General features: G+C 67.7%; 13 protein-coding genes. 4 read left to right on the top strand and 9 right to left on the bottom strand.

Going from position 1 to position 13525, the window contains the following annotated elements; translation table 11 throughout:
• Window positions 1–51 precede the first annotated feature (51 nt).
• From AC6LJ2_RS11155 to AC6LJ2_RS11145, 3 genes are all read right to left on the bottom strand, one after another.
• Entirely contained in the window at window positions 52–2064 is a 2013-nt protein-coding gene (locus AC6LJ2_RS11155) for a TonB-dependent receptor domain-containing protein (protein ID WP_498151388.1), read from the bottom strand.
• A 231-nt stretch (window positions 2065–2295) separates the two neighbouring features.
• On the bottom strand, window positions 2296–3393 hold the full coding sequence (locus AC6LJ2_RS11150; protein ID WP_498151371.1) for a M14 family metallopeptidase: 1098 nt from the start codon (window positions 3391–3393) through the stop codon (window positions 2296–2298).
• Window positions 3393–4721: an MFS transporter gene (locus tag AC6LJ2_RS11145; RefSeq protein WP_263915163.1), complete on the bottom strand. Its 1329-nt coding sequence runs from the start codon at window positions 4719–4721 to the stop codon at window positions 3393–3395. The genes AC6LJ2_RS11150 and AC6LJ2_RS11145 overlap by 1 nt, the downstream gene beginning before the upstream one ends.
• 155 nt (window positions 4722–4876) lie before the next feature.
• Here AC6LJ2_RS11145 and AC6LJ2_RS11140 point away from each other — a divergent pair, with 155 nt between their 5' ends.
• Together AC6LJ2_RS11140 and AC6LJ2_RS11135 are read left to right on the top strand one after the other, a co-directional pair.
• Window positions 4877–5767, top strand: coding sequence for a LysR substrate-binding domain-containing protein (locus AC6LJ2_RS11140; protein WP_263915162.1), 891 nt, complete (start codon window positions 4877–4879; stop codon window positions 5765–5767).
• Between the two features lie 44 nt (window positions 5768–5811).
• Complete coding sequence (locus AC6LJ2_RS11135; RefSeq protein WP_263915161.1) at window positions 5812–6519, top strand: FadR/GntR family transcriptional regulator; 708 nt, start codon at window positions 5812–5814, stop codon at window positions 6517–6519.
• 49 nt (window positions 6520–6568) lie between these two features.
• On the opposite strand, the gene otnK is transcribed toward AC6LJ2_RS11135, so the two are convergent.
• The 5 genes from otnK to AC6LJ2_RS11110 form a co-directional block, all read right to left on the bottom strand.
• The gene (gene otnK / locus AC6LJ2_RS11130) at window positions 6569–7843 is read right to left on the bottom strand and encodes a 3-oxo-tetronate kinase (protein WP_498151370.1); all 1275 of its coding nucleotides are present in this window, start codon (window positions 7841–7843) and stop codon (window positions 6569–6571) included.
• Entirely contained in the window at window positions 7840–8748 is a 909-nt protein-coding gene (gene ltnD, locus AC6LJ2_RS11125) for an L-threonate dehydrogenase (protein WP_498151369.1), read from the bottom strand. The genes otnK and ltnD overlap by 4 nt, the downstream gene beginning before the upstream one ends.
• Window positions 8745–9725: a D-erythronate dehydrogenase gene (gene denD / locus AC6LJ2_RS11120; RefSeq protein WP_498151368.1), complete on the bottom strand. Its 981-nt coding sequence runs from the start codon at window positions 9723–9725 to the stop codon at window positions 8745–8747. The genes ltnD and denD overlap by 4 nt, the downstream gene beginning before the upstream one ends.
• Window positions 9722–10390, bottom strand: coding sequence for a 3-oxo-tetronate 4-phosphate decarboxylase (gene otnC / locus AC6LJ2_RS11115; RefSeq protein ID WP_498151367.1), 669 nt, complete (start codon window positions 10388–10390; stop codon window positions 9722–9724). The genes denD and otnC overlap by 4 nt, the downstream gene beginning before the upstream one ends.
• Before the next feature lie 86 nt (window positions 10391–10476).
• Window positions 10477–10923: a hypothetical protein gene (locus tag AC6LJ2_RS11110; protein WP_498151366.1), complete on the bottom strand. Its 447-nt coding sequence runs from the start codon at window positions 10921–10923 to the stop codon at window positions 10477–10479.
• Between the two features lie 173 nt (window positions 10924–11096).
• Between AC6LJ2_RS11110 and AC6LJ2_RS11105 the strand changes: the two genes are divergently transcribed.
• Entirely contained in the window at window positions 11097–11531 is a 435-nt protein-coding gene (locus AC6LJ2_RS11105; protein WP_498151365.1) for a SecDF P1 head subdomain-containing protein, read from the top strand.
• A gap of 100 nt (window positions 11532–11631) precedes the next feature.
• Window positions 11632–12102 carry a MarR family winged helix-turn-helix transcriptional regulator gene (locus tag AC6LJ2_RS11100; protein ID WP_263915154.1) on the top strand — a complete coding sequence of 157 codons (471 nt, stop codon included), beginning with the start codon at window positions 11632–11634 and terminating at the stop codon, window positions 12100–12102.
• A 23-nt stretch (window positions 12103–12125) separates the two neighbouring features.
• Here AC6LJ2_RS11100 and AC6LJ2_RS11095 read toward each other — a convergent pair whose 3' ends face one another.
• The gene (locus AC6LJ2_RS11095; protein ID WP_263915153.1) at window positions 12126–13442 is read right to left on the bottom strand and encodes an MFS transporter; all 1317 of its coding nucleotides are present in this window, start codon (window positions 13440–13442) and stop codon (window positions 12126–12128) included.
• Window positions 13443–13525 lie beyond the last annotated feature (83 nt).

The following is a 13525-nucleotide window of genomic DNA, read 5'->3' as shown; positions in this document are numbered from 1 at the left end:
CGCCTGACCGCCCTGCGCGCCCGAACCGGCAGCGCAGGGCTCGGCCCGAACTCAGTACGTCAGGCGCACGCCCAGCATCACGCTGCGGCCCGGCAGCGGCGCCACCGACGAGATGAACGATGCGTGGTTGTAGGCCAGCTTGTTCAACAGGTTGGTGCCACGCAGGTAGACCTCGTAGCCCGTCGCGGCGTAGCGCCCGCGGTAGGCGACCACGGCGTTGACCAGGTTGTAGCCCGGCGTGCTGTTCTCGTACGACGCGATGTCCTTCTGCGAGAACACGCGTGCGTACTCGATGCCGCCCGACCACTGCTGCCACTTCACATTGCCACGCACCCCGGCGCGCGCCGCCGGAATGCGCGGCAGGTTGCCGTCACCGCCCGTCAGCTTGCCGCGCACGTAGTCGCCGAACACCGCGGCAGAGAACACCGGCGTGAACTGGTGCCGTATCTCGCCTTCGACGCCGGTGAATTCCGCATCGCGCTGGGTGTATTCGATCAGGCGGAAATCCTCGTAGCGGTCCAGCGTGTCGGCGTAGATGTAGTTCTTGACGCGGTTGTGGAACACGCTGGCCGAGAACGTCGTGTCGCCCGCATGCTTGCGCAGGGTCAGGTCGATGTTGTGCGACGTTTCCCGGCCCAGGCCGGCATTGCCCAGTTCGTAGGTGTTGGTGGCCAGGTGCACGCCATCCGCATACAGTTCCTGCGCGGTCGGCAGGCGCTGCGAGCGCGACAGGGACAGGGCCACCGAGTACTGCGGCGCGAAGTCCCAGATGGCGGCGGCCGACAGCGAGGTGCCCGACAGGCTGCTGCGCGAGGCGCCGCCCGACGGGGAAATCCGCTGCCAGTCCTGGCGGGCGCCAACCTCGAAGCGCCAGTCATTCAGCTGGTATTCCTCGAGCACGAACAGGCCGTTCGAACGCGTGCGGCTGCGCGGCAGGAAGGCTTCTTCACCGTCGGCGCGAAAGTCGCTGTAGGCATTCTGCAGGCCGATCACGCCGCGCCAGCCTGCGATGGGCTTGTGCTGCAACTCCACGCGCAGGTCATAGCCCTTGTTCTTGAAGCGCGTGCCGACCTGGCCGCCTTCGATTTCCTCATGCTGGTAATCGGTCAGGCCGCCACGCAAGCGGATTTTCTCGAAACCGGCAAAGGGGTCCTGGTATTCGGCGCGCAGGTCCAGGCGGTCGCTGCGCAGCTTCACGTAAGGCACGCCGCCATGCTCATGGTCATGGTCGTGGCCCGCTTCTTCGTCGCCGTGATCATGATCGTGCCCGCCGCAGTGCAGATGCGTGCCGTGCGGGTGGCAGCCTTCGTATTCGTGGTTGTGGCCAGGCAGGCCGTACTTGCTTTCCAGGTGCGTGAACGCCAGGCCGACGTAGCCGCGCGGCGTGATCCAGGACAGGCCGACCGAGCCCTGGGTGGATTCGCTGTACGAGCCGGCCAGCTTGCCGCCAGGCCAGTCCGGCACGTCGTAGTCGCTGGTGCGGCGCTTCATGCCTTCCACCCGCACCGCGAACTGGCCTTCGCCGGCGGTGATGCCGATGGCACCCGCGCGTTCTTTGGTTCCGGTGGCGCCGCGCAGTTCGCCTTCCATTTCCACGCCCTTTTCCGGCACGGCCGTGGGGATTTTCTTGTCCACCACATTGACCACGCCGCCAATCGCACCGCCCCCATACAGCAAGGTGGCCGGGCCGCGCAGCACCTCGATGCGCTCGGCCAGCAGCGGTTCGACGGTCACCGCATGGTCCGGCGAAATGCCGGAGGCATCCATTACTTCGGACCCATCGGACAGCACCTTCACGCGCGGCGCCGTCTGACCGCGAATCACAGGACGGCTGGCGCCGCCGCCAAAGGTGTCGCTGTTGACGCCCGGCAGGCTCTTGAGCGATTCGCCCAGGGTGCCGGCACGGCGCTCGATCAACGCGTCGCCTTCCAGCACGGAAGCCGGCAAGGTGGTGCTGTTCAAGTCCAGCCCCAGCGGATTGGCCGACACCGTGATGGGCGCCAGGGTCTTGGTGCGGGTGGGGTCCGCTTCGGTTTCGGCCTGCGCCATCGGCGCGGCCAGCATCAGCGAACACATCAGGGGTTTGAGCGCGCTTTTGCGGCCGGCTCGCCGCCCCGTGGCCTTGCCGCCTCCTCGCTTGCCGTCTGCTCGCGCCATCCCCAGCGTTTTGCCTTTCATCGTTACTCTCTTAGATGTTATATCATTACAAATAGCTGAAGGATGATATAACATTCTGAAAGTAAATCAAGCCGATCCGCGGAGGATCGGCCGATGCGACGTCAGGCCGTCATGCCTTCAGGCACCCGTGCCTTCCAGCCCGGACAACGCTTGCAGCACCGCCACGCGGCTTTGCCCCAGCACGGCGCCATGCCAGTCCGGCGCGTCGCAGTAAAAGGCGTCCAGCGTGGCCCGCAGAATCGCATCGCGCCGTGCGGCATCCGCATCGGGATGCGCGCGCAGCCAGTTGCGTCCGCGCAGCGCATCCACCACGTCTTCGGACGGCAGCGTGCCGAATTCCAGCGCCATCAGCGTCGGCACCGAGGCCGGGCAGGCGTCGTAGATCAGGCCCGCCAGATGGCCGGTGATGTCCACCGACGCGGACGTGCCCAGGTAAGGAACCGCGATGTCGGCCCCCCACCAGCGGCGGGCGCGCGCGACTTCGGCTTCGTCACGACGCCCTGCGTAGATCTTTTCGCCATGTCCGCGCGGCCCCAGGCCGGTATGCACGTCGATCCAGCCGATCTGGGCATAGCGGGCAGCATGCTCGGTCAGGATGCGTCGCAGGTTCAGCAGCGACGCGGCGGGACGATCGCCGCCATAGAACAGGCCGTCGTGGTGCGTATATTGCCCCCGGGTCACCGCCTGCTTGAGAGCGGGCATGCCGTGTTGAGCGACATAGGCGGCGATCTGCGCGCGGTTGGCTGGCGTGGGCGGCCATTGCGCGGGAAGCAGCAAGTCATGGATCTGCGCGTAGCCGGGATTGGCGGGCAGGGCTTGCGCACCGAACGGCTGCGCATTGCGGTTCAGGTCGACGTTGCCCTCGTCGGTGCGGGCAATCCAGGAAAAGCCATGCGGATTTACCGCGTGCACCAGCAGCAGCGCCACGCCGGCCTGGCGGGCCCGCGCCAGCATGTCGGCGTCATCCAGCAGCGCGAGCTGGCAGCCCGAGCCGCAAAAACCTTCCACCCCGTGCGTGGCGGATGTCATGATCAGCAGCCGCTGCGCGTCCGGGTCGCCGATCAGCGCCACGTCGGTCGCCAGGGCCTCGCCCTCGGAGCCCTTGGGGTCGATGGCGTAGGACGTGAAGTGCGCCGCCAGCGGCCGGGCGGCGGCCGTGAAGCGTTCGCGTGCCTGGGCGTAGCTGCGGGAAAAATAAGGGGTTGCGGATTGCATCACGTCTCCTGGTTGTCGATGTCGTCACCGGTGCGGTCGCGTATCCAGAACAGCACCACCGTGGAAATCGCCACCGCCACCATCAGGTACCAGGCGGGGGCCATGGGGTTGCCGGTCACGTGCAGCAGCCAGGTCACGAAGAACTGGGCAAAGCCGCCGAACACGGAGATACCCAGTCCGTACACGACCGACATGCCGGTGGTGCGCACGGATTTCGGAAACAGCTCGGGCAGCATGGTGATGCCTGGCGCGGACTGCAATGCCAGCAGCACCGACAACAGCGCCACCACCGTCATCAGCCGCGCGCTGCCGGGTTCGGCCACCAGCCATTGAAAGCATGGCAGCAAGACCGCCACCGTCACCACCCTCGACCAGAAGATAACCCGCTTGCGCCCGACACGGTCGGCCAGCATGCCGACCAGCGGTGCGCAGAAAAAGCCCACGGCCCCCACCACCACGCTGGCCGACAGCGTGGACGTGGCGGGCAGGCCCAGCTCGCGGTGGGCATAGGCCGGCATGTAGAAGCCGATGATCTGCGCGCACACCATGCCGCCGATCATCAGCAGGATGCCCTTGGCCACTTCAGCCTTGTGTTCGGCGAAGATACGGCGCAGCGGCTGATGGGCGGTGGCACGGGGCCGGTCCGGCTCGTCCTGGGGGGTCAGCGTCTCTTCCAGGTTGCGGCGAATGTAAGCGCCCACCGGCACGGTCAGGATGCCGATCACGAACGGCAGGCGCCAGCCCCAGGCCTGCATCTGCTCGGCCGTCAGCGCGGCCGTCAACCCGCCCACCACCAGCGCGCCCAGCGCCACGCCCAGCGACTGGCTGCCGAACTGCCAGCTGGAATAGAAGCCGCGCCGCGAGGCCGGCGCGTGCTCGACCAGCAGCGTGGTCGACGCGCCCACCTCGCCGCCCGCGGCGAAACCCTGGATCAGCCGCGCCAGCACCATCATGACCGGACCCGCCAGGCCCATCTGCGCATACGTCGGGGCGGCGGCGATCAGCGCACAACCCAGCCCCATCAGCCACAGGGTCAGCGTCATGGCGGCGCGGCGACCATGACGATCGGCGTAGGAACCGATCAGCATGCCGCCCACCGGGCGCATCAGGAAGCCCACGCCGAACGTGGCCGTGGTCAACAGCAACTGGCCGTAGCTGGAGGCCGCTGGAAAGAACAGCGGCCCGATCACCAGCATCAGGAAGGTGAAGACGGTGAAGTCGAAGAACTCGAGTGCATTGCCGATGGTGGTGCCGGCAATGACGCGCCGGCGCATGGACGGCGTGTGCAGGCTGGGCGCACGGGCGCCGGCTGCGATGGCGATAGACATGTTTTCCCCTTGATGTCCGATCCTTGGCCGCCGGCCCCTGTATCGGGCGCCGTGCGGTGCTAGTGAATATACGGATGGCCCTTGAAACGCGAAAGACAGTATTTTTGGCGCAGCGATGCCTTTTTCTTATACCCTCTGCCGGACGGTAGCCCCCAATGAACCTGCGCCAGTTACGCGCCTTCGTGCTGATCGCCGAACACCGCAGCATCCGCGCCGCCGCCCGCGCCCTGTGCGTCACCCAACCGGCCGCCACGCGCAGCCTGCGCGAACTGGAACAAAGCCTGGGGGCCGAGCTGGTGCGGCGCAGCGCCAAGGGGGTGGAACTCACCCCCTATGGCCAGGCCCTGCACAAGCGCGCCGTGCTGATCCTGCAGGAAGCCCGGCGGGCGCAGGAAGACATCGACCAGATGCGCGACGGCGAAGGCGGCACGCTGAACCTGGCCATCAGTTCGTCGGCGCTGACGGTGCTGCCCGCCGCGCTGGCCGCGTTTCGCGCCCGCATGCCGCGGGTGGCGGTCGCGTTCCATGAGGTCGCGGCGCCCTACAGCCATGAACAGCTGGACGCCGGCCGCTACGACCTGGTGGTGCAGACCGAATACGACGGCGACATCTACGACGGCTTTGCACGCACCACCCTGTTCACCTTGCCGCTGGTGGTGGGCGCCCGGGCAGACCACCCGCTGCGCCACGCGACCGACCTGGCCGAGCTGCGCGACCTGCTGTGGCTGATGCCGGGCAATACGCAGGCGCCCACCAACCTGCTGCACCTGGCCTACGCGTCGCGCGGGCTGCCCACGCCGACGGACGTGATTCCGTGCCAGTCGATCGCCATCGCGCTGGCGATCCTGGCGCAAAGCGATGCGGTGGGGTTCTTCGTGCGCAATGGCTTTCATCGCGAGCTGGTGCCACACCCCTTGTGCGTGATGCCGCTGGCGCATCCGCTGCCGGCCGCGCGGGTATCGATCCTGACGCGAGCCGAATCGCCGCCGACGCCGGCGGCGCAGTGTTTCATCGATTGCCTGAACGCGGCGCGCGCGGCCGCTTGACGCTGCGGGGTATCATGCAAAGTCCTTCCCAGCCGCCCCCCTCCATGGCGTTTCCCCGACTGCACACGCCCCCCACGCTGACCGACACCGTCGCCAAGCAACTGCGCGCCGAAATCGACGAAGGCCGCGTGCTGCCCGGTGAAAAGCTACCCACCGAGACTCGCCTGGCCGAACAGTTCGGCGTCAGCCGCACCGTGATCCGCGAGGCCGTGTCGCGCCTGCGCCAGGATGGCATCGTCGAGGCGCGCCAGGGCAGCGGCGTGTTCGTCACGGCGCAGGGCGGCAACCGCGCGCTGCGCATCGATGCCACCGAGCTGTCGTCACTGGACGCGGTGCTGCACATCGTGGACCTGCGCCGCGCGCTGGAAACCGAGATCGCGGCCCAGGCCGCCGCGCAGCGCAGCAAACGCGACCTGACCGCCATCGACAACGCGCTGGCGGCCATTTCGCAGGCCGTCGAGCGCGGCGGTGACGGCGTCAAGGAAGACGTCGCCTTCCATCGCAGCATTGCCCGCGCCACCGGCAACCCGTACTTCCTCACGACGCTGGCGTTCGTCAGCCAGTTCCTGGAAGCCGCCACCCGCGTCACGCGCGGCAACGAAGCGCGCCATGCGGACCTGATGCGCGCCGTGCTGCAGGAACACCAGGCCATCACCGAAGCCATTCGCCGGCAAGACGTCGAAGGCGCACGCGAGGCGGCGCGCATCCATATGGTCAACGCCGCCAAGCGGCTGCGGCAAGCGCACCGCTAGCCGTTCATTGTTCATCTCGCCGGCTGCGATCGAGCACCGGGCGCACGCCCTATCGCACTCCCTGTTGAAAGGCCCGCGTAAAGAAGTCCGCCGCGCCGAAATTGCCGGACTTCAAGACAACGCTCAGGCGCGCCCGCACCGCCTGGGCGTGGCCGGCGCACCAGGGCACGCCCGGGTCGATCTGTTCGCCGATGGCCAACTGCGTCAACCCCAAGGCCTGCACCACCGCCCCCGAGGTTTCGCCGCCCGCGACGATCAACTGGCGCACGCCCTGCGCCGCCAGGCCTTTGGCGATCTGCGCCAGCGCCGTCTCGATCAGCGCCCCGGCGTGCGCGGCGCCCAGGGCGGCTTGCGTCGCTTGCACGGCGTCGGGCCGGGCGGTGGAATAGATCAGCACCGGTCCGTCCGCCAGCCGCGACGTGGCCCAGGCCAGGGCCTCGGCCACGACCGCCGCGACGCCGCCATCGGCCGCGATGCGCAACGGATCCAGCGCCCAGGCCGGCCGCCCGGTTTCGATAAAGGCCGCGACCTGACCCTGCGTGGCGGTGGAGCAACTGCCCGCCACCACGGCTTGCAAGCCGGGCTCGCGCGCCAGGCCGGCCGCCGAGCCGGGGGCCAAGCCCCAGTTGGCAGGCAGGCCGATGGCCACGCCGGAACCGGCCGTGACCAACGGCATGCCTTGCAGCGCCGGGCCCAAGACCAGCAGGTCGTCATTGGAAATCGCATCCACGATGGCGATCTCCACGCCCTCGGCTTGCAGTTCGCCGATGCGCACACGGATGGCGTCACGGCCGCGCGCCACCACCGTGTAGTCGATCAACCCGACACGACGTCGCGTCTGTGCGGACAGCACCCGTACCAGGTTCGGGTCGGTCATCGGCGTCAGCGGGTGGTTCTGCATGCCCGATTCGCTCAGCAGCACGTCGCCCGCGTACAGGTAGCCCTTGAACACGGTGCGCTTGTTGTCCGGAAAGGCGGGGGTAGCGATGGTGAAGGGCGTATCCAGCGCCGTCATCAGGGCGTCGATGACCGGCCCGATATTGCCTTGCGGCGTGCTGTCGAAGGTGGAGCAGTACTTGAAATAGATCTGCTCCGCGCCCTGCGACCGCAGCCACGCCAGGGCCGCCAATGACTGCGCCACCGCCTCGGCGGGGTCGATGGTACGCGTCTTCAGCGCCACCACCACTGCGTCCGCCGGGTCGTCCAGCGGCGCAGCCGGCACGCCAATGGCCTGCACCGTACGCATGCCGGCGCGCACCAGGTTGTTGGCCAGGTCGGTAGCGCCGGTGAAGTCATCGGCGATGCAGCCCAGTCTGATCGTCATGGCGACTCCGGCAAGGTGATGCCCGGGAAAATCTTGATGACCGCGCTGTCGTCTTCGCCGCCGTGGCCGGCCGTCGAGGCCTGCATGAACATCTGGTGCGCGGTGGACGCCAGCGGCAGCGGAAACTTGCTGTGGCGCGCGGTATCGAGCACCAGGCCCAGGTCCTTGACGAAGATGTCCACCGCCGACAACGGTGTGTAGTCGCCCGCCAGCACGTGCGGCATGCGGTTCTCGAACATCCAGCTGTTGCCCGCGCTGTGAGTGATGACGTCGTACAGCGCCTCGGCGTCCACGCCCGCCCGCAGGCCCAGCGCCATGGCTTCGGCGGCGGCCGCAATATGCACGCCGGCCAGCAACTGGTTGATGATCTTGACCTTGCTGCCGGCGCCGGCGCGATCGCCCAGCCGGTACACCTTGCCCGCCATGGATTGCAGCACGTCGCCGCAGGCCGCATAGGCGGCGGCGGTGCCCGCCGTCATCATCGTCATCTGGCCCGCGGCGGCCTTGGCCGCGCCGCCCGAGATGGGCGCATCCAGGTAGTGGATGCCCAGCGCCGCCAGACGCGCTTCCAGCGCGGCCGACCAGGTCGGGTCCACGGTGGAGCACATGACGAACACGCCGCCCGGCCGCAGCGTCGACGCGATGCCGCCTTCGCCGAACAGCACGGCTTCGGTCTGCTGCGCGTTCACGACCACGCTGACTACCACGTCGCAGCCGGCCGCCAAGTCCGCCAACGTCGCACACGCCACGCCGCCCTGTTCGGCAAACGCCGCGGCCACGCCGGGGCGGATGTCGTAGGCATGCACGCGGCATCCGGCGCGCCGCAGGCTGGCGGCGATGCCCGCGCCCATGGCGCCCAGGCCGATCACGCCGACAGGGCGCGGGGATGGCACATCTGTTGTCATAACGTTCCCCGCAGGTCGTCGCCGATGTAGGCGCGGATGATGTCCCCAAAGCTGGCGTCGCCCGTCAGCCCCAGCCGGGCGGCGCGCGCCGTATCCCAGCGGCCAGGCCAGCTGCCGACGATGGCTTCGACCCGCGGATCCGCCTTCCAGCTGATGCGGTCGGCCACGGCGTCGCCCGCAATGTCGCGCAGCGCCTGCGTCATCTCGGCGACCGTCACCGACACGCCTGGCAGGTTGATGGGCCGGCGGTCCGCCACGGCTTCGGCACTCAGTTCGCAGCCCACGATCAACGCCTGCACCGCACGGCGCGGCGACAGCAGCCACAGGCGCGTGCCCGCGCCCACCGGGCACACGGACGGCTCGCCATTCAGGGGCTCGCGGATGATGCCGCTGGCGAACGAGGACGCTGCCGCGTTGGGCCGCCCCGGTCGCACGCTGATGGTGGGCAGGCGCAACGCCAGGCCGTCGACGAAGCCGCGGCGCGTGTAGTCGGCCAGCAGCAGTTCGGCAATGGCCTTTTGCGTGCCGTAGGAAGACTGCGGATTCAACGCGGTATCGTCGCGCACCGTGTCGGACAACGCACCACCGTAGACGGCGACCGAACTGGTGAAGACCACGCGCGGCCGGTGACCTCGCAAGCGGCAGGTGTCCAGCAGCGCGCGCGAGGCGTCCAGGTTGATGCGCATGCCCAGGTCGAAATCGGCCTCGGCCTGTCCGCTGACGATCGCGGCCAGGTGAAAGATCGCGGCGGTGTCGGTGTCGATCAGTGATTCCAGCACCGCGGGGTCGGCCACGTCGCCCTTGACCGAACGCACCCGGGTGTCGTTGATCGCGTCGGTCTGCACGACGTCCAGCAGGTCGATCTGCGTGATGGGTTCAGGCGCCGCGCCGCCCAGCGCCAGGCGGCCCTGCTCAAGCAGCTTGCGTGCCAAGCGCTGGCCCAGGAAGCCGGCGCCGCCGGTGATCAGTATTTTCATGCCTTGCCTCCCGCGAGTGGGGGTTGGGAGTAGCGCGCCCCGAACACCGTGCGCAATTCTTCAATGGCGGCCTCGGACAAGGGCGACGGCCTGGGGTCGGACATCAGCCACAGGCGCGCCGTTTCTTCCAGTTCTTCCAGCGCGAACGAGGCGTGCGACACCGAGCGTTCCCACACCACCGGCCCCAGGCGTTCGAACAGCACGCCGCGCACTTGCGCCGCCAGCGCCGCCACCTGTGCCGCCGCAACGGGATCGCCCGGCCGGCGATAGGGAATGAGCGGAATGCGGCCCACCTTCATCACCTGATACGGCGTGATCGGCGGCAGCACCTCGTCCGGGCGCCACACGCCGGCCAGCGTCAGCGCCACCAGATGGGTCGAATGGGTGTGCACCACGCCACGCGTGGCGGGGTCGGCCTGGTAGATGCCCTGGTGCAACGCCAATGTCTTGGACGGCTTGCCGCCCGATACGTGTTGCCCGGCAAGATCGACCTTGGCCAGGTCGGCCGGATCGAGCCGGCCCAGGCACGCATCGGTAGGCGTGATCAGCCAGCCATCGTCGAGCCGGACGCTGATGTTGCCGGCGGCCCCCACCGTGTAGCCGCGCTGGTACAGGCTGGCGCCAACGGTGCAGATTTCTTCACGGACCTGCGATTCTGATGTCATATGGTCATCATACAAATCTTGCCGAAAATCCCGATAGCGGGATTACCCGGAAAGCCAGGCCGCGGGCGACCGCCCTGAAGACGGCCCTACAGCGAGTATTTGTATTTGCAGTTCAACGTGGCCTTGAGCGGATTGGCGGCGCCTGGCGCGACGGTTACGCCCGGGCGCGGCCCCGACAGCTTGGCCTGGAAGGTGCCCGCCACGTCGCCGTTGTCCTGCTTTTTCACCGTGACGCTGGCCGGCAAGGCGTACAGCGTCAGCGGCCAATCCTCATACGGCGCGACCAGCGTGAAGATGCCCTGCGGAAAATCGGCCACCACGTAGCCCGGCTGCTTTTCGATGTCGAAGGTCATCTTGGCCCCGACGTAGGTCAGGACCACGTTGAGCTCGTCAGACGACGGCGACGGCACCACGCCCCGCAGGGCGACCTTGCCGCTTTCCGAGACACAGGACAGTTCGGCCGGCGCCGAGCCGGCGTGGGCAACGCCCGCCAGCAACAGGCCGGACAGGAAGAAAGAGACGCGCAGTTTCATGGGGCAGGGTTCCCTTGCGGCGGCCGGGCCGATCCACGGCCGCCCTGGATGAGCCGCCATAGTAGCGGGCGAATGCCGATGAAACCAACGGCTGAATACAACTCGTAATGCCCTGCCCCGCCCGGCCCGGCTAGGATGCCGGCATTGCCCGTACGCTTCCTGGAGAATCCCCCATGACCGGTTTCCGATCCCTCGCCTGCGCCGCGCTGCTGATGCTGGCGCCCGCCGCCGCCCTGGCCGAGACCGTGACACTGCAAGCCGAAAGCGCCACCGCCGGCACGGATCAGGTCACGTCGATGCGCTTCGTCGATGTTGTGCTCAAACCCGGCAGCCGCCAGGCCCTGGCCGACTTCACCCGCAACCGCGTGGGCAAGCGCGTGCAGCTGCGCTCGAACGGCGTGCTGCTGTCGTCGGCCACGCTGCAAAGCCCGCTGGAGGGCGACAGCTTTCGCATCACGGCGGGCGAGCACGGCTTTGCGGGCAAGTCGGCCGAAGAGATCGCCAAGGGCATCATGGCCGGCGATGGACTGACGGTGGACGACGAAGGCACGGCGTCGAGCGACTGGGGAACGCGTCCGACCAAGCGTTCGACCCCGCCAGGAAGCTGACGCGCGTGCCGGCCGACGGCGGTGCCCGTAAACTTGCACAAGATTCATTGAGCAAGATCATGGTGCGCACCGCACCGCTTCGAATAGGCTTGAGTGCAATATGAAAGGCAAGTCCGCGCCGACCAAGGATGGCTATTTGTTTTCCGATCAGATCGGTCACCTGCTGCGCCGTGTCTATCAACGGCATACCGCTCTGTTCCAGCAGTTCATCCCGGACTCGCAGCTGACCGCCGCGCAGTTCGTGGTGCTGTGTTCGGTGCGGGACAACGGCGCCAGCTCGCTGGTCGACCTGGTCAAGTCCACCGTGATCGACCAGGCCACCGTGCGGGGCGTGGTCGACCGGCTCAAGCAACGCGAATTGGTGCAGGTCGAGCACGACCAGCAAGACCGCCGCAAGGTCGTCATCAACCTGACGCCCGCCGGCCACGAGCTGGTGCGGCAGATGGAACCCTTTGCCAAGCAGATCACCGAAGGCACCTTCGGCAAGCTCAATCCCGCCGAACGCCTGGCACTGGTGTTCCTGCTCAAGAAGATGCTGGAGAACGACGCAGGACCCGACGACGCCGGTTAAGACGCCGCGCGGGCCCCGGCCCCTTAGTCCAGCGCGCGGTTGCGCGACTCCACGTCCACCGCCCAGATCGATACGGCGCCTGCCAGCAGCATGCTGGCCAGCACCACCAGCGACAGCGTGAAATGATTGGCCATCAGCGGCGCGATGATGGCCGGCGCGAACAGTCCGCCAAAACGCGCCACGGCGCCCGCCATGCCCATGCCGCTGGCGCGCAGGTCCGTCGGATAGACCTCGGGCGTGAACGCATACAGTGCGCCCCACGTGCCCAACAGCGAAAAGCTCATCAGCAAGGTCGACCCCACCACCACCGCGGGCGCCGTGCCCAGGCTGTACAGCATGCAGCCCACCGCGCTCAAGAGCAGGAAGCCAACCAGCGTGGGCTTGCGGCCCCAGCGCTCGACCCCGTAGGCCGACAGGGCAAAGCCGGGCAACTGCACCAGCGCCAGCAGCACCAGGAATTCCTGGCCACGCATGAAGGCAAAGCCTTCGCTGCTGAGCTTGACCGGCAGATAGACGAACACGCCGTAGTAGGCGATGGAAATCAACGCCCAGGCCAGGAACAACGCCAGGCTGCGACGGCGGTAATCGGCCGAGAACAAGGCCGACAGCGGCTTGCGGGCCTGCAGTTCGGGTTGCAGCGCAGGAATCTCGGCGTTACGGCCATTGACCCGGGCCACGCGTTCCAGCACCTTGCGCGCCTGGTCGGACTTGCCGTTGCGGTTCAGGTACATCGGCGATTCGGGGATGTAGAAGCGCAGCACCACGCCGATCAAGGCCGGCAGGCCGGTCACGAAGAAGATCACGCGCCAGGCGTCATCGCCCCACGACACGGCGGCCAGCGCCAGCAGCGCCAGGCAGATCGTGCCGACGGCCCAGAACGATTCCAGCAGCACCAGCCAGCGGCCGCGACGATCGCTGGGCAGGAACTCGGCCATCATGGTGTAGTCCACCGGCAGCGTGCCGCCCACGCCGATGCCCGTCACGAAACGCAGCAACAGCAGCCAGCTCAGTTCCGGCGCAAAGGCCGACGCGACGCCCGCGCAGGCATCGATGATGACGGCCATCATCAGCACCGGCCGGCGGCCGATGCGGTCGGCCAGGCGGCCGAAGACAAAGGCGCCGATCAGCATGCCGACGAAAAAGGCGGTACCGGTCTGCAAGGCCTGCGGCACCGTCACGCCAAACGTCTTGGCGATCGACGGCGCCGAAAAGCCGATGGACAGCACCTGCATCGCGTCGGCCAGCCAGACCAGGCCGAAGATCACGAACAAGCGGTACTGGAACTTCCCGACACCCGCTAGCTGGATGCCTTTTTCCACGGAAACAAATGAACCTGTCATGAGAGGACTCCCCTTGTATTGAGCGAATTCAACGGCGCAAGCGTTCCCCTCGGCGCCAAATCCGGGCCGATACGAGCCGCATG

It is taken from the genome of Achromobacter sp. 1014246743 (genome assembly GCF_059760725.1).
This window is presented reverse-complemented; position numbering and strand designations above follow the sequence as displayed.